At 69.8% G+C, this 21,866-nt stretch carries 19 protein-coding genes; 14 read left to right on the top strand and 5 right to left on the bottom strand.

Annotated features, from left to right (window positions below; all coding sequences use genetic code 11):
• Positions 1 to 97: 97 nt before the first annotated feature.
• The 9 genes from D7X74_RS17975 to D7X74_RS17930 all read left to right on the top strand — a co-directional run bounded on the left by D7X74_RS17975 (position 98) and on the right by D7X74_RS17930 (position 11,847).
• Complete coding sequence (locus D7X74_RS17975) at positions 98 to 1,018, top strand: DUF4846 domain-containing protein (protein WP_233602152.1); 921 nt, start codon at positions 98 to 100, stop codon at positions 1,016 to 1,018.
• Between the two features lie 228 nt (positions 1,019 to 1,246).
• Positions 1,247 to 4,285, top strand: a complete 3,039-nt coding sequence (locus D7X74_RS17965) for an ATP-binding protein (protein ID WP_120534194.1) — start codon at positions 1,247 to 1,249, stop codon at positions 4,283 to 4,285.
• 2 nt (positions 4,286 to 4,287) lie between these two features.
• Positions 4,288 to 4,749 (top strand): response regulator, encoded by a 462-nt coding sequence (locus D7X74_RS17960; RefSeq protein WP_120534193.1) that lies wholly within the window; start codon positions 4,288 to 4,290, stop codon positions 4,747 to 4,749.
• The gene (locus D7X74_RS17955; RefSeq protein WP_120534192.1) at positions 4,746 to 6,326 is read left to right on the top strand and encodes an ATP-binding protein; all 1,581 of its coding nucleotides are present in this window, start codon (positions 4,746 to 4,748) and stop codon (positions 6,324 to 6,326) included. The genes D7X74_RS17960 and D7X74_RS17955 overlap by 4 nt, the downstream gene beginning before the upstream one ends.
• Positions 6,327 to 6,435: 109 nt before the next feature.
• Entirely contained in the window at positions 6,436 to 8,052 is a 1,617-nt protein-coding gene (locus tag D7X74_RS17950) for an LVIVD repeat-containing protein (RefSeq protein WP_120534191.1), read from the top strand.
• Positions 8,053 to 8,184: 132 nt separating this feature from the next.
• The gene (locus D7X74_RS17945) at positions 8,185 to 8,829 is read left to right on the top strand and encodes an EcsC family protein (RefSeq protein ID WP_120534190.1); all 645 of its coding nucleotides are present in this window, start codon (positions 8,185 to 8,187) and stop codon (positions 8,827 to 8,829) included.
• A gap of 56 nt (positions 8,830 to 8,885) precedes the next feature.
• Positions 8,886 to 10,166 carry an ABC transporter substrate-binding protein gene (locus D7X74_RS17940; RefSeq protein ID WP_120534189.1) on the top strand — a complete coding sequence of 427 codons (1,281 nt, stop codon included), beginning with the start codon at positions 8,886 to 8,888 and terminating at the stop codon, positions 10,164 to 10,166.
• 50 nt (positions 10,167 to 10,216) lie between these two features.
• The gene (locus tag D7X74_RS17935) at positions 10,217 to 11,041 is read left to right on the top strand and encodes a carbohydrate ABC transporter permease (RefSeq protein WP_370450770.1); all 825 of its coding nucleotides are present in this window, start codon (positions 10,217 to 10,219) and stop codon (positions 11,039 to 11,041) included.
• Positions 11,038 to 11,847: a carbohydrate ABC transporter permease gene (locus tag D7X74_RS17930; RefSeq protein ID WP_120534187.1), complete on the top strand. Its 810-nt coding sequence runs from the start codon at positions 11,038 to 11,040 to the stop codon at positions 11,845 to 11,847. Before D7X74_RS17935 ends, D7X74_RS17930 begins: the two co-directional genes overlap by 4 nt.
• Positions 11,848 to 11,853: 6 nt before the next feature.
• Here the strand turns inward: D7X74_RS17930 and D7X74_RS17925 are convergent, their stop codons facing one another.
• The 4 genes from D7X74_RS17925 to D7X74_RS17910 form a co-directional block, all read right to left on the bottom strand.
• Positions 11,854 to 12,171 carry a type II toxin-antitoxin system RelE/ParE family toxin gene (locus D7X74_RS17925; protein ID WP_120534186.1) on the bottom strand — a complete coding sequence of 106 codons (318 nt, stop codon included), beginning with the start codon at positions 12,169 to 12,171 and terminating at the stop codon, positions 11,854 to 11,856.
• Between the two features lie 15 nt (positions 12,172 to 12,186).
• The gene (locus D7X74_RS17920) at positions 12,187 to 12,426 is read right to left on the bottom strand and encodes an addiction module protein (protein WP_158622250.1); all 240 of its coding nucleotides are present in this window, start codon (positions 12,424 to 12,426) and stop codon (positions 12,187 to 12,189) included.
• Positions 12,427 to 12,525: 99 nt separating this feature from the next.
• Complete coding sequence (locus tag D7X74_RS17915) at positions 12,526 to 13,182, bottom strand: NAD(P)H-binding protein (protein WP_120534184.1); 657 nt, start codon at positions 13,180 to 13,182, stop codon at positions 12,526 to 12,528.
• Positions 13,183 to 13,299: 117 nt separating this feature from the next.
• Positions 13,300 to 14,559 carry a phosphatidylserine/phosphatidylglycerophosphate/cardiolipin synthase family protein gene (locus D7X74_RS17910; RefSeq protein WP_233595871.1) on the bottom strand — a complete coding sequence of 420 codons (1,260 nt, stop codon included), beginning with the start codon at positions 14,557 to 14,559 and terminating at the stop codon, positions 13,300 to 13,302.
• Positions 14,560 to 14,760: 201 nt separating this feature from the next.
• Between D7X74_RS17910 and D7X74_RS17905 the strand changes: the two genes are divergently transcribed.
• The 5 genes from D7X74_RS17905 (at position 14,761) to D7X74_RS17885 (ending at position 20,511) form a co-directional block, all read left to right on the top strand.
• A complete protein-coding gene (locus D7X74_RS17905) occupies positions 14,761 to 15,108 on the top strand; it encodes a YciI family protein (protein ID WP_120534183.1) in 348 nt (115 codons plus the stop codon).
• Positions 15,101 to 16,357, top strand: coding sequence for an RNA polymerase sigma factor (locus D7X74_RS17900; RefSeq protein WP_158622249.1), 1,257 nt, complete (start codon positions 15,101 to 15,103; stop codon positions 16,355 to 16,357). The genes D7X74_RS17905 and D7X74_RS17900 overlap by 8 nt, the downstream gene beginning before the upstream one ends.
• 163 nt (positions 16,358 to 16,520) lie before the next feature.
• A complete protein-coding gene (locus tag D7X74_RS17895) occupies positions 16,521 to 18,134 on the top strand; it encodes a cell division protein FtsK (protein WP_120534181.1) in 1,614 nt (537 codons plus the stop codon).
• Positions 18,135 to 18,416: 282 nt separating this feature from the next.
• A complete protein-coding gene (locus D7X74_RS45040; protein WP_370450769.1) occupies positions 18,417 to 19,778 on the top strand; it encodes a Tox-REase-5 domain-containing protein in 1,362 nt (453 codons plus the stop codon).
• Complete coding sequence (locus tag D7X74_RS17885; protein ID WP_370450768.1) at positions 19,732 to 20,511, top strand: immunity 52 family protein; 780 nt, start codon at positions 19,732 to 19,734, stop codon at positions 20,509 to 20,511. Before D7X74_RS45040 ends, D7X74_RS17885 begins: the two co-directional genes overlap by 47 nt.
• Before the next feature lie 3 nt (positions 20,512 to 20,514).
• Here D7X74_RS17885 and gorA read toward each other — a convergent pair.
• A partial coding sequence (gorA, locus tag D7X74_RS17880; RefSeq protein ID WP_120534178.1) for a glutathione-disulfide reductase occupies positions 20,515 to 21,866 on the bottom strand: 1,352 nt, incomplete at its 5' end.

Raw genomic sequence — 21,866 nt, 5'->3', positions numbered from 1 at the left:
AAACCCACACCCACCCGGGACCCGTTGGACGCACTCCGGTGTCCCACCCGGGTGGTCCGGGTATCGTCCCGGTCCCTGCCGCCAGGAGTCCCGCCCTGTGAATGTGAACCACCCCCCGCGCCGTCGGGTGATGGGCGTCCTGCTCGCGTGGGTCACCACCGCGCTGCCGCTCCTGAGCTGCGAGGCGAATGGCGAAGCGGCCAGGCGGGCGGCGGCCGTGCCCCACGCCGTGACCGTGGAGGAACGGACGCGCTACCCGTGGCTGTCCGCCACCGCGAAGGTGCGCTCGCTGGAGGAGACCTTCGCGCCGCCGGAGGGCTACACGCGGGTGACCCTGGACGCGGGCTCCTTCGGTGCGTGGCTGCGCGGCCTGCCCCTGCGCCCCGACGGCACGCCCGTGCGCGACTTCGCGGGGGGCACGGTGCTGGCCGCCACCGATGCGCGGCTCGCGGCGGTGGGCGAGCTGGACGTGGGCTCCGCCAACCTCCAGCAATGCGCGGACTCCATCCTCCGGTTGCACGCCGAGTGGCGCTGGGCCTCCGGCCATCCGGACCGCATCGCCTACCGCTTCACCAGCGGGCACGTGGCGTCGTGGCCCCGGTACGCGGCGGGAGACCGGGCCCGCGTCTCCGGTTCGAAGGTGACGTGGGTGCCGGGCAGCGCGGCGGCGGATGACTCGCGCAGGGCCTTCCGCAACTACCTGGACCTGCTCTTCACCTACGCGGGCACCCTGTCCATCCAGGCCGAAGGCGCGCGTCCCACCCGTGCGCAACTGGGCCCCGGGGACTTCTTCGTCCTGGGCGGCAGCCCCGGCCACACCGTGCTCGTGCTGGACGTGGCCGCCAACGCGAAGGGCGAGCGCGTGGCGTTGATGGGCCAGGGCTTCACGCCCGCGCAGGACTTCCACGTGCTCGCGGGTCGGGACGGGCCGTGGTTCTCGCTGGAAGGGGACGCCGTGGCGACGCCCTTCTGGGTGCCGTTCCCGATGACGTCGCTGCGCCGGCTGCCGTCACCCTGAGGTGACCCTGGGCGCACCGGGCGCCCTCCTGGTGCGTCCCAGGGCGGACGGGGAGGCGATGAGGGGCTGGAGCGGAGGGGTTCCGCTGGAATCGGTGGGGAGGGGGATGCAGGGTGCGGCGGCGAAGGGTTGTGCCGTCAACGGGGCCGCGCGGCTCGCAGACCGGTGCTCCCCCATGCGCCTCCAGGCAGCCTAAAGGAAAGGGGCCCCGGTCCCCGAGCCTCCACCATGTCCACCTCCGCCGCGCCCCTGTCATCGTCCCCACCCCGCGCGAGCCTGCTCCTCGTCGACGACACCCCCGGCCACCTGCTGGCGCTGGAGGGCATCCTCGCGCCCCTGGGACAGCGGCTGGTGCGCGCCGCGTCCGGCCGCGAGGCGCTCCGGCGGGTGCTGGACGAGGACTTCGCCGCGGTCCTGATGGACATGAACCTGGGCGACATGACGGGCGTGGATGTGCTGAACCTGATGCGCGAGCGCGAGCGCAACAAGCGCACGCCCGTGCTGCTGATGACCGCGGGCGACGGGGACGAGAAGGAGTGGCTGGCCGCGTACGTGCACGGCGCGGTGGACTACCTGCGCAAGCCGCTGCGGCCTGAAATCCTCCTGGCCAAGGTGTCGATGTTCGTGGAGCTGCACCTGGCGCGCGAAGCCGTGCAGCGGCGGGAAGAGGCGCTGCGCGAGCGCGAGCGCGACGCCCTGGAGCTGGTGCACCGCGAGCGCCTGCACGCGTTCTTCATGCAGGCCCCGGTGGGCATCTCCATCGTGCGCGGAAAGGACTTCGTCTTCGAGCTGGCGAACCCCTTCTACGAGCGGCTGGTGGGCCGGAGGATCCCGCCGGGACGGACGCTGGCGGAGGTGTTCCCGGAGATGGCCGCGCAGCCGGAGGTGATGGAGGTGCTGCGCGGGGTGCTGCGCACGAAGCAGCCCTTCGTGCGGCCGGAGTTCGAGGTGGTGCTGGAGCGCGACGGCAAGCCTGCCTCCGTCTTCTTCAACGTCATCTACCACCCGCTGCTGGAGTCGGATGGGAAGGTGTCCGGCATCATCACGCTGGCCACCGACGTGACGGAGTGGGTGCACTCGCGCCAGCGCACGGAGGCGCTGGCCCAGGACCTGCGCCGGCAGCAGGTGGCCCTGCAGGACAGCGAGCAGCGGCTGCGGATGGCGCTCACGGCCACGCAGCTGGGCACCTTCGACATGAACATGGTGACGGGCACCCTGGACTGGGACGCGCGCTGCAAGACCCTCTTCGGCCTGCCGCCGGAGTCGGAGGTCTCCTACGCGCTGTTCCTGGAGGGGCTGCACCCGGAGGACCGGGAGGCGGTGAACCAGGCGGTGGCGCGAAGCACGGATCCGGCGGGCACGGGCGACTACGACGTCGCCTACCGCACCGTGGGGCTGAAGGACGGCGTGCTGCGCTGGGTGCGCGCCACGGGCCGGACGCTCTTCGAGGACGGGCGGGCCCTGCGCTTCGTGGGCACCGTGCAGGACATCACCGCGTCCAAGCTCGCGGAGGAGGAGCGGGCCCGGCTGCTGGCCGGAGAGCTGCGCCGCACCGAACAGCTCCGAGGCCTGTCGCGCGCGAGCCTGGCGCTCAACGCGGCCGGCGGGGTGCAGGCCATCCTGGACCTCGTGGCCCTCAAGGCGCGCAAGCTGATTGGCGCGAACCAGTCCTCCGTGCAGGTGGTGGAGGGACGCGACGCCCAGCCGCTCACCGCGCTGTCGGCGGCGGACGCCCACGCGACGGCGGTGGACGAGCGGGGCCTCTTCGCGCGGGTGTGCCGGGACAACCACCCGCTGCGCCTGACGCGCGAGGAGTTGTCCGCGCATCCGTCGTGGAAGGACGCGGCCCCCGCGCAAGGCCCGGCGTTGCCCCTGCGCGGCTTCCTGGCGGTGCCGCTGGTGGGGCACGACGGCCGCAACCTGGGGCTCGTGCAGGTGTCCGACAAGCTGGAGGGTGACTTCGACGCGGAGGACGAGACGGTCGCCGTGCAGCTGGCGCAGATGGCCAGCGTGGCGTTGGAGAACGCGCGCCTGTACGAGACGGCCCAGGCGGAGCGGCGCAACCTGTTCGCGGTGCTCAAGCAGCTGCCCGCCGCCATCACCGTGCTGCGCGGACCGGAGCTGGTCTTCGAGATGGCCAATGACCTGCGCCTGAAGCTCACCGGTTCCCGGCCCCTGGTGGGCCTGCCGCTGCGCCAGGCGCTGCCGGAGCTGGAGGGGCAAGGACAGATTGAAGCGCTGGAGCACGTCTACCGCACCGGAGAGACCTACCAGGGCCGCGAGATGCCCCTGCGCCTGGGCCGCGACCAGGGGCAGGACGCGCCCGAGGGCTACTTCAACCTCACCTTCCAGCCGCTGCTCGACGTGGAAGGGCGCGTGGACGGCATCGTGTCCGTGTCGTGGGAGGTCACCGAGCAGGTGCTCTCACGCCAGCGCATCGAGGCGCTGGCCATGGAGCTGAAGGAGCGCGTGGAGAGCCTGAAGCAGGCGGAGGAGGAGATCCGTCGCCTGAACATGGGCCTGGAGAAGCGCGTGCGCGAGCGCACCGCCCAGCTCCAGGAGGCGAACAAGGAGCTGGAGTCCTTCAGCTACTCCGTGTCGCACGACCTGCGCGCCCCCTTGCGCCACATCACCGGCTTCGCGCAGCTGCTGGACCGCCGGGCCGGGCCGAAGCTGGACGACGTGGCGAAGGGCTACCTCACCACCATCGCGGGCGCGGCGAAGCAGGGCGGCACGCTGGTGGACGACCTGCTGGCCTTCAGCCGCATGGGCCGGGCGGAGATGCGGCGGACGCGGGTGGACCTGGGGCAGTTGGTGGAGGAGGCTCGCAAGGACCTGTTGCCGGAAGCCAACGGCCGCCAGGTCGAATGGCAGGTGGGCGAGCTGCCGACGGTGGAAGGCGACCCGGCGCTGTTGAGGCAGGTGATCCACAACCTGCTGGCCAATGCACTGAAGTATACGCGTCCGAAGCCGGACGCCCGCATCGAGGTGGGGGCGCGCGAGGTGGAGGGAGAGGCGGTGGTCTGGGTGCGTGACAACGGCGTGGGCTTCGAGATGCAGTATGTGGACAAGTTGTTCGGGGTCTTCCAGCGGTTGCACACGGCCGAGGAGTTCGAGGGCACCGGCATCGGGCTCGCGAACGTGCGGCGCATCGTGTCGCGCCACGGTGGACGGACCTGGGCGGAGGGCGCAGTGGGGCAGGGCGCGACCTTCACCTTCACCCTGCCCCGGACTTCTCCGTTGGAGAAGAAGGAAGAAGAGACCTAAGCGTGCTTGAGCTCAAGAGGATCCTCCTGGTCGAAGACAGCGCCAACGACGTGGCGCTCACGCTGGCGGCGCTGGAGGAGGTGCACCTGGCCAACGAGGTGGTGGTGGTGCGCGACGGGCAGCAGGCGCTGGACTACCTCTTCCGCAAGGGCGAGTACGCGAACCGCCAGGATGGCCACCCGGCCGTGGTGCTGCTGGACCTGAAGCTGCCGAAGGTGGATGGGCTGGAGGTGCTGGAGAAGGTGAAGGGCGCCCCGGAGCTGAAGGCCGTGCCGGTGGTGATGCTCACCTCGTCGCGCGAGGAGCGGGACCTGGCGCGCAGCTACGGTCTGGGTGTGAATGCCTACGTGGTGAAGCCGGTGGCCTTCCCGGACTTCGTGTCCGCGCTGCGCGAGCTGGGGTTGTTCTGGGCGGTGGTGAACCAGCCGCCGCCGGGGGCGCCCACGCCGGGAGCCTCGAAGTGAGTTCACGCGGCAATGCCGCGCTGGAGTTGAACCCCGCCCCCGCTTCCGGACGCCCGCTGTCCATCCTGCTGCTGGAGGACAGCCCGCTGGACGCGCAGTTGGTGTCCGCGCAGTTGGAGGAGGGCGGACTGCCCGCGACGCTGGAGTGCGTGGCGGGCCGGACGGCCTTCACCTCCGCGCTGGCGAAGGGGAAGTACGACCTCATCCTGTCGGACTACAACGTGCCGGGCTTCGACGGGATGAGCGCGCTGGAAGCGGCGCAGACGGTGTGCCCGGACACGCCCTTCCTCTTCGTCTCCGGGGCGCTGGGCGAGGACCGCGCCATCGAGCTGCTCAAGCGCGGCGCCACCGACTACGTGCTCAAGGACCGGCTGGAGCGGCTGGGCCCCAGCGTGCGGCGGGCCCTGCGCGAGGCGGAGGGCGTACGGCTGCGCAAGCGCACGGAAGAGGCGCTGCGCCGGTCGGAGGAGCGCTACCAGTTGGTGGCGCACGCGAGCTTCGACGCCATCTGGGACTGGGACCTCCAGTCGGACGCCATGCATTGGATTGGCGACGCGACGGAGGAGGTCTTCGGCTTCCCGCTGGAAGAGGTGGACGCGGACGCGGCGTGGTGGCGGCGGCACATCCACGCGGATGACCGCGAGCGGGTGATGACCGGGTTGCAGCGGGCCTTCGACGCGGACGACGACCGGTGGCAGGACGAGTACCGCGTGCTGCGCAAGGACGCGTCGTATGCGTACGTGGCGGCGCAGGGCTGCATCGTGCGCGGGGCGAGCGGCAAGGCGCGGCGCATCGTGGGCGCCATGCGCGACATCACCGAGCGGCGGCGCGCGGAGGAGGAGAAGCAGCAACTGGTGCACGAGGCCCAACGGCGGGTGGAGTTCGAGCAGCAGCTCATTGGCATCGTGAGCCACGACTTGCGCAACCCGCTGGGGGCCATCCTCACCGGGGCGTCGCTGATGTTGCGGCGCGAGGACATCCAGCCGTGGCACGCGAAGGCGGCGGCGCGCATCCTGTCCGCGGCGGAGCGGGCGACGCGGATGATCCGCGACCTGCTGGACTTCACCCAGGCGCGCATGGGCGGCGGCATCCCGGTGCAAGCGGAGCCGTGTGACTTCCACGCGCTGACATTGCAGGTGGTGGAGGAGGCGCGCACGGCGCACCCGGAGCGCACCATCCTGGTGGACCAGGAGGGGGATGGGCAGGGGGCGTGGGATTCGGACCGGATGGCGCAGGTGCTCTCCAACATCCTGGGCAACGCGCTGAAGTACAGCCCGGAGGAGACGCCCGTGCGGGTGGAGAGCCTGAGCGAACCGGACGCGCTCGTGGTGCACGTGCGCAACGGGGGTGAGCCCATCCGGCCGGACCTGCTGCCGCGCATCTTCGAACCGCTCCAGCGCGGCACGACGGTGGGCCGCTCCGAGCGCAGCATCGGGTTGGGGTTGTACATCGTGCGGCAACTGGTGTTGGCGCACGGGGGCACGGTGGACGCGCGGTCGTCGGCCGCCGAGGGCACGGTGTTCACCGTGCGCCTGCCCCGGCTGCGTGCGGGTGAAACGCCATCCTCCATGGAGTAGGGCGCGTCAGGGATTACCGCTGGTCCCCTATCTCCTTTTCGAGAACAGCTTTACACTGCGAGTGTGCTTGGCGCACGGCCGGGTGCCGCCTGGCCATGGAGGCTTCTCGATGAGGTGTCTTCCCCGTTGTCTGGGAATGCTGCTGCTCTCCTGCCCTGTGTTGCTGACGGCCTGTTCTGATGACTCCAAGGGGTCCCCGGATGCCGGCACGCCCCCTGCCGTGGCTTGGGATGGCACCTCCACCCCCATCGAAGAGAAGGGCGACTGGATTGACCGCGGCGTCTTCGCTCCCTGCGAGTTCACCCCGCCCCTGGGAACCGAGATCGACTGCGACACCCCGGCCCTCTTCAACCTGTCGCAATGCAACCCGAGCGCGCTCCGCACGGCGTCACGGCACGGCATCTACCAGACCGAGCTGCGACCGGACACCGGCGAGTACCCATGGGGCGGAGCCGGCCTCCAGCTCCCGGAAGGGGGCGGCACCGGAACCTCGAATTTTGATCGCTTCACCCGGCAGCAGTTCGATGACCAGGGCATGCTCCTCACGAGCGTCTTCACCACGCCCCGGGGCGTGGCCATCAAGACCGCGCTGGCGGGCTGTGACGTGCCCGAACCCCACCACATCACCGGCTGCTATGCGGTCTGCACCAACGGCGTGCTCACGGAGAAGGGGACGTTCGACGCGGACCGCCTGGTCTTGAGCCGCGGTGAGGCCGAGTCCTCCGGGGGCCTGAACCTCGTCTCCGAGTCCGCCGTCGACCTTGGCTTCCCCGTGGATGTCTACGTCACGAAGAACCATGCCTACGTGGTGTCCATCCAGCTCAAGCCGGACATGCCCGCGGGAGGCTTGACGGTCTTCGACGTCAGCGACCGCGACCACCCCGTGTTGAAGAAGGTCATCTCCCTGCCGGGCGACGGGTACTGGAACGCCGCGTGGGCCAAGGACGACGTCCTCTACGTCGCCACCAAGGCTTCCGGCGTCATCCTGTATGACATCTCAAACCCGGGGGATCCGACCTACATCCGCAGCGTGCCCAGCGGCGCGCCCCCGAATGTCCACACCCTGCACGTGGATGGCAACCGGCTCTACGCCATGGCGCTGCGGCCCGCGCAGACGATCATCTTCGACATCACGTCCCCGCGAGACCCCGTCCTGCTCAACCGCGTCGTCTTCTCGTCCGAGGAGTTCGTCACCAGCTATCCGCACGACTCCTTCTCCTACGAGGGCCGCCTCTACATCAACCACACGGACATCGGCTTCCTGGTCACCGACCCGAGCGACCCGATGCAGGTCAAGGAGCTGGGCAAGTACCACTACAACCGGCAATACAGCCATGCCAGCGCGGTGGGGACCTTCGCGGGCCGCACCATCGCGTTCGAGGGCAGTGAGCAGGAGGGCGCGCACCTTCGCGTGTTGGATGTCACCGACCCGGCGAACATCCAGCTCATCGGCGAGCACCGGCTGCGCCCCACCACCTCCATCCACAACATGATCCTGAAGGGCACCAAGCTGTACGTGGCCTGGTACCAGGACGGCGTGCGCGTGTTCGACGTGGCCAATCCCACGCTCCCCAAGGAGATTGCCTACTTCAACGCCTACCGTGAGACCGACCCGAACCGGCTGGCCATCGTCTACGAGGGCGTCATGGGCATGCGCGTCCCGGGCGACGGGTATGTCTACGCGGTGGACACCTCACGCGGGCTGCTCATCTTCAACGAGCTCTGAGTGAACGACGGGAGGGAGGGGCCTACTCCCCTCCCTCTTCGCCGGGGTCGTGCCGAGCGACCGGGCAGGCTTCCCGCGGTCTCCTTTCTCCAGGTCGAGGCCCGCTCTAGGCTCAGGGCGAAAGGTGGACGCATGTCGAAGCCGCTGGAAGTCGTGAACGCCGTCCTGGATGCGGGCTTCGAGGGCCTGGGGCCGCTGTGCAGCGCGACGGGGCTGGCGGACGAGTACCTGCGGGACACGCGCTACCCGGACCACGAGGCGCGCATCAATGCGCTCATCCACTGGGAGACGGGGAAGCTGTTCACCACGGGCTTCCTGTCCGGACTGGGCGGGCTGCTCACGCTGCCGGTGGCGCTGCCCGCGGGCCTGGGCGTGTCGTGGGCGGTGCAGGCGCGGCTGGTGGGCGCCATCGCGCGGATCCACGGGCATGACGTGGAGGAGGACCGCGTGCGGACGCTCACGCTGCTGGCCATCGTGGGTGACATCGGCAAGGAAGTGGTGAAGCAGGCCGGCATCGAGGTGAGCCACCAGTTGGGCATGCGCGCGCTGGAGGCGGTGCCGAAGCACGCGCTGAGCGGCATCAACCGCGCGGTGGGCTTCCGGCTGGTGAGCAAGGCGGGACAGAAGGGCATCGTGAACCTGTCCAAGGTGGTGCCCCTGGCCGGAGGGCTGGTGGGCGGCGCGGTGGATGCGCTCGCGTGCCGCGCGGTGGGCGCCACGGCGCGGCGGCTGTTCGCACCGGGGCCGCTGGCGGCTTCGGGCATGTCTCCTGGATGACCCGGGCGTGTGCCTTGCGTTGACGGAGGGTCCTCGCGCTGGACTCATCCGGGCGCATGGGCCGCCTCCTCGTTCTCCTCGTCGCGCTGGGCCTCGCTTCGACGGGCTGCAAACGCTCGTCGGAGGAGCAGGGGACGGCGGGCCGCACGCGCATCGTCTTCAAGTTCCAGCCGCTGTGGGGAGACCCGGCGCCGTTCCGTGAGCTGCTGGCGGGGTACTCGCGCGCGAACCCGGACGTGGAGCTGGTGACGGAGGCGCTGCCCAATTCGTCGGACCTGGCGCACCAGTTCTTCCTCACGTCGTTGCAGGGCAAGGCGACGGACTTCGACGTGCTGGTGGCGGACGTCGTGTGGGTGCCGGAGTTCGCCCGGGCGGGGTGGGTGGCGGACCTGTCCGAGGACTTTCCCCCGGCGCGGCTTCGCGAGGAGTTCCTTCCCGGGCCGGTGGACTCCGTCGTGGTGGAGGGCCGCACGTACGCGGTGCCCTGGTACGTGGACGTGGGCGTCCTCTACTACCGCACGGACCTGGTGCCGCGCGCACCGCGCACGTACGAAGAGCTGCGGCGCTTCACCCGCGACGCGATGGCGAAGGCGCCGGGCATCCAGGGCTACGTGTGGCAGGGCCGGCAGTACGAGGGCCTGACGTGCAACGTGTACGAGGCCATCTGGGGCCATGGCGGGCAGTCGCTGGGGGCGGACGGGCGCGTGCTGCTGGAGACGGAAGCGGCGCGCGAGGCGCTGGCGTACCTGCACGGGTTGATCGCGGACGGGCTGTCGCCGCCGACGGTGACGGGCTTTGGCGAGGAGGAGGCGCGACGCGTGTTCCAGGAGGGCCGCGCGGTGTTCATGCGCAACTGGCCCTATGCGTGGAGCGAGGCGCAGGCGGAGGGTTCTCCCATCCGGGGCAAGGTGGGCATCGCGCCGCTGCCGACGAAGGATGGACAGCCGGGGTGGGGGACGCTGGGCGGATGGCAGCTCGCGGTGAACGCGCACGTGTCACCTGCGCGTCGCAAGGCCGCGGCCCGGCTCATCGCGCACCTGACGTCGCCGGAGGCCAACCGGGTGCTGGCGCTGCACTACGCTCGCAACCCTCCGAGGCTGGCGCTGTATGACGATCCGGAGTTGAAGCGGGAGGAGCCGTTCATCGCGAGCCTGAAGGAGGCGCTGGTGCGGGCGCGGCCCCGGCCGGTGACGCCGTACTACCTGCTCATCGCGGACGTACTCCAGAGCGAGTTCTCCGCCGCCGTGGCCGGCATCCGCAGCCCCGAGGAGTCGCTGAGGCGCGCGCAGAAGCAGGTGGATCACCTGACGGGTGAGACGGTGGAGGACGTGCAGTGAGCGGCGGGGGTTCACAGGCCCGGGAGCGGCGGCAGGCGTACCTGCTGGTGATGCCCGCGGTGCTGGTGCTGGCCGTGGTGGCGCTGTACCCGGTGCTGGCCGCCATCTGGTTGAGCCTGCACCGCTTCATCCTGGTGTTCGGCGAGCGGCGCTTCACGGGCCTGGAGAACTACGTCTACCTCTTCGGGGATGCGCGCTTCTGGTCGGCGCTGGGGAACACGGCGTACTTCACGGCGGTGGCGGTGACGGTGGAGTTGCTGCTCGCGGTGCCGCTGGCGCTGCTGCTCAACCGCGCGTTCCCTGGACGGGGATTGCTGCGCGCGTCGGTGCTGGTGCCGTGGGCGATTCCCACGGTGGTGAGTGCCCGGCTGTGGGCGTGGATGTTCAATCCGGACTACGGGTTGATCAACCGCCTGCTGGGCGGCGCGGACATCAACTGGCTGGGGGCGCCGGGGTACGCGCTGCACGCGGCCATCCTGGTGGACGTGTGGAAGACGACGCCGTTCGTGGCGCTGCTGGTGCTGGCCGGGTTGCAGGGCATTCCGGAGGACCTCTACAAGGCGGCACGGGTGGACGGGGCGTCCACGTGGCGGCAGTTCCGCGCCATCACGGTGCCGCTGCTGAAGCCGGCGCTGCTGCTGGCGGTGCTGTTCCGTTCGCTGGATGCGTTCCGGGTGTTTGACGCCATCTATGTGCTGACGGAGGGCGGGCCCGCGAACACGACGGAGACGCTGAGCATCTACGCGTACAAGACGCTGATGCGCTCCGGCGACTTCGGCTACGGCAGCGCGCTGTCGGTGGCGACGTTCCTGTGCGTGGTGTTGCTGGCGGTGGTGTGGCTCAGGTGGTTGGGGCGCGAGGAGGGGCGGCGATGAAGCGGCCGGGGCTGGGCACGGCGCTGGCCGTGGTGGCGTTCCTCACGTTCTTCCTGGGCCCGTTCCTGTGGCAGGTGCTGACGAGCCTGTGGCCGGACGGCGAGTTGACGCGGCCGTGGCCTTCGCACCTGACGGGCGCGAACTACCAGAGCGTGTTGTTCGGGCGGCCGTTCCTGTGGGCGGTGTTGAACTCGCTGGTGGTGGCGACGCTGACGACGGTGTTCTGCCTGACGGTGGGCGCGTCCGCGGCGTTCGCGTTGGCGAAGCTGGAGTTCCGGGGGCGGGGGCTGCTGCTGTCCGCGGCGCTGGGCGTGTCGATGTTCCCGCCCATCGCCACGGTGAGCCCGCTGTACCTCATCCTCAACGCGGTGGGCCTGCGGGACAGCTTGGTGGGGCTGGCGCTGCCGTACACGACGTTCGCGCTGCCGTTGACGCTGTGGGTGCTGACGTCGTTCTTCCGCCAGTTGCCGGATGAGCTGTACCGGGCGGCGCGGGTGGACGGGTGCACGCCGTTTGGAGCGTTCCGCCGGGTGCTGCTGCCGCTGGCGGCGCCGGGTCTGGCGACGACGGCCATCCTGGTCTTCATCTTCGCGTGGAACGAGTTCCTCTACGCGCTGACGTTCTTGTCCACGCCGGAGAAGCGCACGGTGCCGGTGGCCATCAGCCTCTTCGCCAGCGAGTACAAGGAGCCGTGGGGGGAGATCGCCGCCGCATCCGTGGTGGCGACGCTGCCGCTGGTGGTGCTGACGGTGTTGTTCCAGCGGCGCATCGTGTCCGGACTCACGGCCGGGGCGGTGAAGGAGTAGCGCGGGTCAGCGGCTGCTGTGCGCGCGAGGCAGCCAGTATCCAGGCCGGCGCCGCAGGTGTGCGAGGGCAAGGACCACCACGCCCTCATCTCGGATGAGATAGGGGATGGCGAAGGGATGGTCCTGCATCAGGAAGCGGCGGATGGGCGGCGTATGGCGGATCCCAGACCAGAGGGGCCAGCGGTCTGGATGCTCTTCGATGTCCGTCAAGGCTCGGAGGATGGCCGCGTCCAGGATGTCGCCGAATCCCTGTCGCTGGTCCTCATACCAGTCCGATACCTCCTCGATTTCCGAGGTGGCAGCGGGATGCAGTTGGATGGGCATCGTTGACGGTGGGGCCTACCGTCGCCGTCGTGCGCGCTCCTCCATCTGTTTTTTGACTTCCTCGAAACTGACGAGCTCGACCGTGCCGTCGATGACCTCCTGGGCCCGGTTCGCGAGTTCCCGGGTCCAGTCCTCTTCGGCATCCTGGGCTTCCGCGCTTTCATCCAGGCTGAGCAGCAGCTCATGCGCAATCCGGGCCCGTTCCTCCCGGGAGAGTCGCATCGCATCGGTGAGCACTTCATCGACGGTCGCCATCAACACCAGTCTAGCTCCTTCGCAGGCCCCGTGCTTGCTCTCCATGAGGGCACGTTGCCTGCTTGAACAGCAGCGGAGCCTTCTATTCCGCGGGTCTGACTACCGCCCCGCGGCCTCCACCTCCGCCCACAGGCTCTTGCCTTCGAGCACCGCGTTGATGGGCGCTCGGCGCTCCGCCACGCGCAGCAGCACGGCGGCCAACTGGTCCAGGTGCATGGGCTTGAGGTTGCCCAGCAGCGGCAGCTTTCCGAGCGTGTGCAGGAGGCCAGGGGGACGGTGGTATTCGCCCTCCAGCGCGGGCGGTCGCACCATCGTGTACGCGATGCCGCTGTCGCGCACGATGCGCTCCGCCTCCGCCTTGGCCTTCAGGTACGCGCCCACCGGACGGCCCGCGCCCACCGACGTGAGCAACACGATGTGGTCCACGCCCGCCTTCTTCGCCGCGTCCACCAGTTGCTGCGTGGTGCCGATGTCGCTCGACTCGTACGTGTCCCCCGCCGCGAAGCGCTTGCGCATCGTGCCGATGAGCTGGAGCACCGTCGTGCTGCCGCGCATCGCCTCCGCCAGCGCGGGCGCATCCGCCAGCTCCAGCACGGCCTTCTTCTTCCAGCCGCTCGCGGGCTCCGTGCCCACGCTCTTGGGGCGCACCTGCGGAAGCACATCCAGGCCGCGTGCCAGGGCCTGGCGCATCAGCGTGCGGCCGGTCGCGCCCGTGGCGCCCGCGATGAAGAGATGACGAGGGGATGCGGTGCTCATGAGGGAGTCTCCCGGGCCCATGTTCCGGCCCGCGCCTCCTCTTGAGCACAAGGCCCGGCTGCTTGCCCAGTGCTTCCCGCTGCCTCGCGGGAAACCGGACAGCGGTCCGGACTTCATTCAACGCTCGGCGCGCTCGGCCTGGACCTCTCGCGCCTTCGTCAGGTCCTCCAGGAAGAACTCCTCCAGCCGCCGTGCCGCCTCCACGTCCTCCAGCACCAGCGAGCCTTCTTCCAACAGGTTGAACGACAGCGCGTCGTAGTTGATGGACCCCACCAGCACCAGGCGGTCATCCACCAGCATCGTCTTGGCGTGCATCATGGACGGCTGGAACTCCCAGATGCGCACGCCCGCCGCCAGCAACGTGTCGTAGGTCTGACGCTGCAACACCGTGATGGCCCGCTGGTCGTTCTTGTCCCCCGGCGCCAGCACCCGCACGTCCACGCCCGCCTTCGCCCGCTCCACCAGCAGCTGCATGAGCGCGTCGTTGGGCGTGAAGTACGCCTGCGAAATCCACAGCCGCTTCTTCGCCGCCTTCACCATCAACTGCGTCAGCCGCTCCGCGCGCGTCACCTCCGGGTTCGCCGTGCTGCTGACGAAGCCCGCCCAGCCCCTGCCTGCGTCGTCCAGGCCGGGCTGTCCCTGTGACAGCAGCGTGGGGAAGTCCGTGAGCGGCAACAGCTCGCCCGTGGACTCCTGCCAGTTCTCCGCGAAGGCCTGCTGGAGCTGCGCCACCACCGGGCCCTGCACTCGCACGTTGGTGTCCCGCCACTCCTGTTCGTTGCGCGCCTCGCCCAGCCATTCGTCCTGGATGGCGAGCCCGCCGGTGACGGCCACCTTGCCGTCCACCACGAGGATCTTGCGGTGGTTGCGCGCCAGGTTCTCGTCCGCGGGCAGCGGGCGGAACATGTGCGCTTCACAGCCGGCGGCTTCCAGCTTCGGCTTCACTTCCTTCTCGAACGGACCGCTGCCCATGGGGTCCACCAGCACGCGGCAGGTGACTCCCTTCGCGGCACGTTCGCGCAGGGCTTCGAGCATCCGGTCGGATGCGCGCCCCGGACGCCAGATGAACATCACGATGTTGACGGAGGCGCGGGCCCGGCCGATTTCTTCCACCATCACGTCGAACACGGCGCCGTTGTTTGCCCACCGGATGCGGTTGCGCGGTTCCATCCGCACGCCCGTCGTCTGGTACAGCGCCGCCGCGAAGTCCGCACCGTGCGAACCCACCTGCCCTGTGAGGTGGAATGGACGTGACGATTCCTCCGTGGTGCAGGCGGACGGACATCCCGCGAGCACCAGCGCCCCCAACCCCGCCACCCATCGCCAGTTCATGCCCACGTCGGTGCCCGCTGCCTCCTGCTCTTGAGGGGTAGGCATGCGCGGGACCCCTGTCATCCGTGGGTACAGGAAGAGTGTTCTCTGGCTGCCTGGGTGGGTGTGCGCACCCAGCGGCGAGGTAGGGGTGCCTTCCCCGTTCAGGGGCCGTGTCGATCTTCCGCGACATGGGCCGTCTTTTCGGATGAACGCTCCGCATGTCGCGGGGCCGGCGCACCCGCCGTTGTCCGAAAGGTCCACCCCATGTCCCGCTACCTGATGCTGCTGCACGAGACCCCCGCCCACTTCGCCGCGAAGTCGCCCGCCGAGCTCCAGGCCATCGTGGAGGAGTACATCCAGTGGAGCGACCGGCTGCGGAAGGAGGGCCGTCTGCTCCTGTCGGAGAAGCTGGTGGACGAGGGCGGCAAGCGCCTGAAGCAGCAGGGCGGCCAGCTCCTCGTCTCGGACGGGCCGTACGCGGAGGTGAAGGACGTGGTGGGCGGCCTCTTCATCCTGTCGGCGGAGTCGTACGACGATGCGGTGGCCCTGGCCCGGACCTGCCCCCACCTGCTCCACGGTGAAGTCGAGCTGCGCGCCATCGACGATGCCTGAGACGCCGCTGTCTTCCACCGATGTCGCGACGGTGCTGGACCTGGCCTTCCGCCAGTGGTCCGCCGGCCTCGTCGCGGCGCTGGCTCGGCGCGTGGGCCTGGGTCGCCTGGACCTGGCGGAGGACGCGGTCCAGTTCGCCATGCTCCAGGCGGCCCGCACGTGGGGCTTCCACGGCGTCCCGGAGAACCCCCGCGCGTGGCTGCTGCGCGTGGGGGCGAACCGGCTGACGGACCTGGTGCGCCTGCGCGCGCCCGAGGTCCAGGACGCTCCGGTGGAAGACTCCGTGGAGCCGGACGCTGAGCCCACGCGCTACGCGGCAGAGCTTCCGGACGATGCGCTGCGGTTGCTCTTCGCGTGCTGTCACCCGGCGCTCTCGCGCGAGATGCAGGTGACGCTCACGTTGAAGGTCGCGTGTGGATTCTCCGTGCGCGAGGTCGCCGCCGCGTTGCTCGCCGACGAGCCCACCGTGGCGCAGCGGTTGGTGCGCGCGAAGCGCACGCTGCGCACCTGTCGCGCGACGCTGGAGGTGCCGTCCCCGGAGGCGCTGCCGGAGCGGCTGGGCGCGGTGCACCCGGCGCTCTACCTGCTCTTCAACGAAGGCTATGAGGCCTCCGAGGGGCACGACCTGTCCCGCGCGGAGCTGTGCGCGGAGGCGCTGCGGCTGGCGGAGGTGCTGCTCTCGCATCCGGGCACGGCGACCCCGGAGGGGCATGCCCTGGCCGCGCTGTTCTGCTTCCGCGCCGCCCGGCTCCCGGGACGCGTGGATGCGCGGGGCGCGTTCGTGCCACAGGCGGCGCGGGAGGGGACGGAGGCTTCGCCGCTGTTGCTCGCCCAGGGGCTGGGACACCTGCGCGCGTCCATGGGGCCGGTGCTGACGCCGCTGCACCTGGAGGCGGAGATCGCCCTGCTGCATGCGAACACCGCCGTGCCGGGCCCGGAGGACAGCGCGCGGTTGCTGGCGTTGTACGACGCGCTGCTCGCGCTCAAGCCTTCGCCCATCGTGGCGCTGGGCCGCGTGGTGGCGCTGGGGCGGGTGCGGGGACCGGCCGAGGCGCTGGAGGCGCTGGGGCCGCTGCGCTCGGTGGGGGTGTTGCAACGCTACCCGTACCGCTTCGCCGTGGAGGGCATGTTGCTGGAGCAGGCGGGAGAGCGGGGCAGGGCGGCGGATTGCTTCCGACAGGCCGCCGCGCTGGCGAGGACGCCGCCGCAACGCGAGTACCTGCTCGCTCGGGCCCGGGCCTGTGGGTGAGCGCGGAGGGGCCGGAGGCGCAGGATGATGACGGAGCCCAGGCTGGACGGCGCGAACGAAGCCATCGCGCAGGGCGGCAAACCTGTCCGCTTATCCTGGTAGAGTTTGGAATCCTCGGTTCAGTGCCGAGTGCCCTTCTCCGAACCCTCGCCAGGAAGAAGTCATGCGCCCTTCTCCGTTGCCGGCTGTCTACTCCCGCTTGCTGGGCCTGATGGCCTGGGGCGTCGTCTCGGTCAATGCGAGCTGTGCGCCCCTGCCGGAGTCGGAGCCGGAAGCGCTGGGCAGCTCCGTCTCCGCGGTCACGGGCGGCAACATCCTCTTCGTGGGCAACAGCTTCACCCACGGCAACGAGGAGCCGGCGTATTCGTACAACAAGGCCGCGGTCACCGACACGAACGGCTCCGGCGTGGGGGGCATCCCGGGCATCTTCAAGAAGCTGACCACGCAGGCGGGCCTGTCGTTCAACGTCAGCCTGGAGACGGCCAGCGGACAGAGCCTCGCGTGGCACTACGGCAACCGGGCCGCGATCATCGGTCAGGCCACGTGGAACACCGTCGTGTTGCAGGAGCAGAGCACGACGCCGCTGCCCACCGCGCGGGGCGGCTCGCCCTCGGGCTTCACGAATGCGGCCCGTGACCTGCGCTCGCTGGTGCTCTCCAAGAACCCCGCCGCGAACCTGTTCCTGTACGAGACGTGGGCCTCGCCCACCTCCGTCGGCACGCAGGGCTACCCGAGCGGCACGCCGGGTCTCCAGGCGATGCAGACCGACCTGCGCGATGCCTATTTCAAGGCCTCGCGGGAGCTGGGCTTCACGGGCGTGGCCCGGGTGGGCGACGGCTTCCTGCGCGCGGTCGACCAGAACCTGGCGGATCCGAACCCCGCCGATGGCATCTCCGCGGGCATGTTCAACCTGTGGAGCGCCCAGGACAGCCGCCATTCGAGCAGGTACGGCAGCTACCTGTCGGCGGCGGTGCTGTTCGCGAAGATTACCCAGCTGGATCCTCGAAGTCTGGCGACGGGCACGGGCAGCGCGGCGGCCGGGCTGGGCATCAGCGCGGCCGATGCCAGCAACATGCATCGCATCGCCTACGAAATCGTGGCGCTGCCCGACCCGGTCGCGGCCCGTACGCGCCTGCCGGTCACCCGCGCGACCTTCACAGGCGCGGTGACGGCGGGCACCCCGGTCAGCATCACCGGCGGCGCGCAGCTGGCTTCGCTCACCACGGAGGAGGGCACCTTCACCAACGTGGTGGGTGCGACGGCCAGCGGCATCACGGGCACCAACATGCCCAGCTCGCTGGGGACGGTGCCCGCCAACATCAACGCCGCTGCTTCGGGACTCGGGGCGAACGACGGCGCGAACAACGTGGGGGCGGGCCACTTCCAGTTCGGTACGGGCTTCAGCGCCAGGACGCGCTTCTTCATCGTGGAGAGCACGCTGGCCTCCGCGGCGGTGGGCGACCCTACGACCGTCACGCTGATCAACGCGTCCAATCAGGCGGTGGGCACGTATTCGCTGTCGTTGGGTGAGAGCGACTTCACCGCCACGGCCGCGGGCAACACCTCCGCTTCTCTGGCGACGCTCAACTACACGGGCGGCGTGGCGAGCGTCACCGGCACCCCCGCGGGGTCGGTGAAGTCGAAGCTGGGCGCGGTGTCGTTCTCCCTGGCGGACCTGGGCGTGAGCGACGTCGCGAGCGTCAGCGGCGCCACCGGCCTTCGGATCTCCAGCTCCACGCTGGATCCGAACGTCGTCGGTCTCTACACGGTGCCCTGAATGCAGACCCATACGACGTGCTGGAGCGCCATGAAGAAGGGTGCCGCTCCTGCGCGTCGACGCATGCGCACGGATATCCTGTTGTTGTGCCTGGCGATGGTCCTCACCGGCTGCGCGTCGCTGCCCCCCGCGCCTGCTCGAAGCCTGGGCCATGCGGTCCGTGAGGCGTCGGCCCCTGCTCTCACGACATCTCCGGGGGATGGGGCTTCGCGCGCGTCGGCTCCGTTGTCACGGTTCGTCACGGACCCCGTGGCATCGGCACGGCTGCATCGTCGCGGAGGCATGACGGGCGCGAATCCTGTTCGCACGACTGGGGGCCCTCGCGGCAGCCTGCAGGCGGATGCCTGGGAGAAGTTGCTGACGGCGGCGGGGCTGGAGGAGTGGGATGAGCGGCCGCTGTCCGGCGGTGCCCTCTCACCCAGGCAGGCGACGCGGCTGCTGTCAGTGTTTCTGGGCAAGCCGGTGACGCTCGGCACCTTCCCCGCGCGCATGGCCGTGGGCCACGTGTTGCGCGAGGTGCTGGAGCAGGGCGAGGTGTCTCGGGACACATTGCTGCGCCGGGTGGAGCGCTTCCGCCGGGTGGCGGTATTGCGGCCGGATGGCCACCTGGCGTGGGTCTGGAACGGACGCACGCAGCAGAAGGCCGGAGCCCTGAAGTGGAAGGACGGCACGTTCCGGGCCGGGCCGTTCGAGCTGGGTCGCTTCTACGTCAGCAACGGCTTCGTCATCGAGCTGGCGGACGAGCAGTTGGAGCCTGTGCACGGCCCGGTGTTCGTCGAGGTGTACGACGACGCGGACCTCATCAGCCGCACGTTGGATGGAGCCGAGGCGGCGGTCGTGAAGCTGGCGCTCGCGCTGGGCCAGTTCCTCACGGCCCCGAGGGACAGCATCGCCGCGCTGAAGGACCTGCCCGCAGGAGTGGTCGCGCTCCTTGCTTCATCGCCCGAATACTTCGAACGCTTCCGGTACATGACGCGCGGCGAGCAGGTGCAGGCGGTGGCGGAGTTGACGACGAGCCTGCTCGTCACGAAGGGCACCGCGACCTCCGCGACGCGCACGGTGACAGGCGCGCTGGCGGGTGCGGAAGCCACGGTGCCGGTGCTGTCGCTGTCCGCGCAGGGGGCGCTCACGATTGAACGTGTCGCGGTGCCCGTAGGACGGGCAGCGTCAGCGTTGGGTGGCGGGCCTGGGGCAGCCATGGTCCTGCATCGGGCCAACACGGCCACTCCTCCGGCCGGGCCCGGACAGTGGGGGCCTGCCGAGGAGTCGATGTCGGATCGCGCACGGCGCTACCAGGAGCAGATCTCGGGGCACTCGGCGGATGAGGCCTACTGGGTTGGTGGCGTAGGCAAGAACAGTGGTGGGTTGAAGTTCGACGGTTTCGCGGACGGTGTGCTACTGGAAGCGAAGGGGCCGGGCTATGCGAACAAGTTCCTCGACAACCTCACGCCCAGAGTCTGGTTCCAGAAGTCAGGCGCGAAGGCCCTCGTCGAGCAAGCACAGCGGCAACTGGCGAGAGCGCCTCCGGACGTGCCCATCCGTTGGCATGTCGCCGAGCTGAAGACGACCGAGGCCATCAGGGAGTTGTTCAGGCTCAATGGCGTCGAGGGTATTGAAGTGGTCTTCACTCCTCCCATCCCATGACCAGGGCCGAATCATGAATGAGACCTACCATGTCGGAAGCTATTGGGGCCCCAGGAAGGAAACGCCGGAAGCCTGCGCCCTTCGACTGGGAGATTTCCTCACCGGCATGCGCGAAGTCGATCCCTCATTCGCGCGTTGGTTCCAGCCGGGCAGATCGCGCAAGGACGCACTGACACGCCCCATCGAGCTGGAGCCCGCGGAGCTTGAAAAGCGGGTTCGCCGTGGCAAGGACCGTGTCGTGGAGGAGATTGGCTTTCGAGTGGAGGGCTGGAATGGCGTGGGGGATGACCATGATGCAAGCGGCTTCCTCGTGACCTGCGGCAGCCATGCGGCAAGGGTGAGCAATGCTTGTGTAATCACTCTTCCGAGCTTGGGACCCAATGCGGACCGGGTATTGACAGCTCACGTACTGGCCGCGGTGTTGCGTGTTTCTGCTGTCGCGTGGGAGCCGAGCTGGGGCGTCGCTACGTCACAGGCTCATCGGAAGTTGCTGGATGAGCGTGGCGTCAGGGGTGCCCCTCGCGTTGGTTGGGTGACGTACCTCGAGGGCCGTCGAGGCACGGTGCCTCCGCTCCCTGCCCCCGTGCGCATCGAGCCCGTGGAGGACCGGGGGACGCTGATCATCCTGACCCCCGAGCGCTTCACCGTGGCAAACCCGGAGCACCTGGCCCTGGCCGAGCAGGTGCGCGAGCTGCTGGCCGGAGCGGGCCTCCTGCGGCCAGCCTCGCCCTGACGGTCAGGTAGACCCGCGCCCCTTGTCCGCCGGCGCCACGATTTCGCGGCCCAGCTCCAGCAGCGTGGCGCTCTCCGACGGATCCGGTCGCTTGTCGCGCAGGGTGACGAACTCCTCCGCCGCCGTGGGGTGGATGCCCACCGTGGCGTCGAGCTGCTTCTTCGTCACGCCGCACTTCAGCGCCACCGCGAGCCCCTGGATGATCTCCGGTGCGTCCGCGCCCACCATGTGGAAGCCCAGCACGCGTTCGGTGCCGCGCTCCACCACGACCTTCATCATCGTGCGCTCGTCGCGGCCGGTCAGCGTGTGCTTCATGGGCCGGAAGCTGGAGACGTAGACGTCCACCCGGCCGTGCCGCTCGATGGCCTCTCGCTCCGTGAGCCCCACCGTGCCCACCGGCGGCTGGCTGAACACCGCGGACGGGACGTTCTCGTGGTCCATCGTCACCGGGTTGTTCCGATACAGCGTCTCCACCATCGCCCGGCCCTCCGCGATGGCCACCGGCGTGAGGTTGATGCGGTCCGTGACGTCCCCCACCGCATAGATGCTCTCCACCGACGAGCGCGACTGCGCGTCCACCACCACCGCCCCGCGCGCATCCAGCTTCACGCCCGCCTCCTCCAGCCCCAGCCCCTGCGTGTTCGCCACGCGCCCGGTGGAGTACAGCACCGCGTCCACCTCCAGCGTGTCCCCCATGCGCGTCATCAGGCTGAGCGCGCCGTCCTCGCGCTTCTCGATGTCCTCGACGAAGGTCTCCGGCTTGATGTCCACGCCCTTCTTGCGCATCTCCTCCGTCAACGCCGCGCGCACGTCGTTGTCGAAGCCGCGCAACACCGTGTCGCCGCGAATCAACATCGTCACCTTCACGCCCAGCGCCGCGAAGATGCCCGCGAACTCCACGCCGATGTAGCCGCCGCCCACCACCGCCACCCGGCGGGGCAGCTCCGGCAGCTCCAGCGCCTGCTCCGATGTGAGCGCGTGCTCGATGCCCGGCACCTGCGGCAGGAAGGGCCTCCCCCCCGTCGCGATGAGGATGCGCTCCGCCGTGTAACGCTTGCCCGCGACCTCCACCGTGTGCGCGTCCACCACCCGGCCCCGGCCCTCCACCAGCGTCACGCCCGAGTCGCGCAGGAGCCGCCCGTAGATGCCCGTCAGGCGGTCCAGCTCCTTCGCCTTCTTCTCCTGGAGCCGCTTCCACTCCAGCGCGGGCCCGTTCACCGTCCAGCCGTAGCCGGCCGCGTCCTCCATGTCGTAGCGGTAGTGCGCCGCGTACACGAGCAGCTTCTTGGGCACGCACCCGCGCAGCACGCACGTGCCACCCACGCGCCCCTCCTCGCAGATGGCCACCCGCGCCC

Origin of the sequence: Corallococcus sp. CA047B (genome assembly GCF_003612065.1) — a bacterium.
Lineage (GTDB): Bacteria > Myxococcota > Myxococcia > Myxococcales > Myxococcaceae > Corallococcus > Corallococcus praedator.
This window is presented reverse-complemented; position numbering and strand designations above follow the sequence as displayed.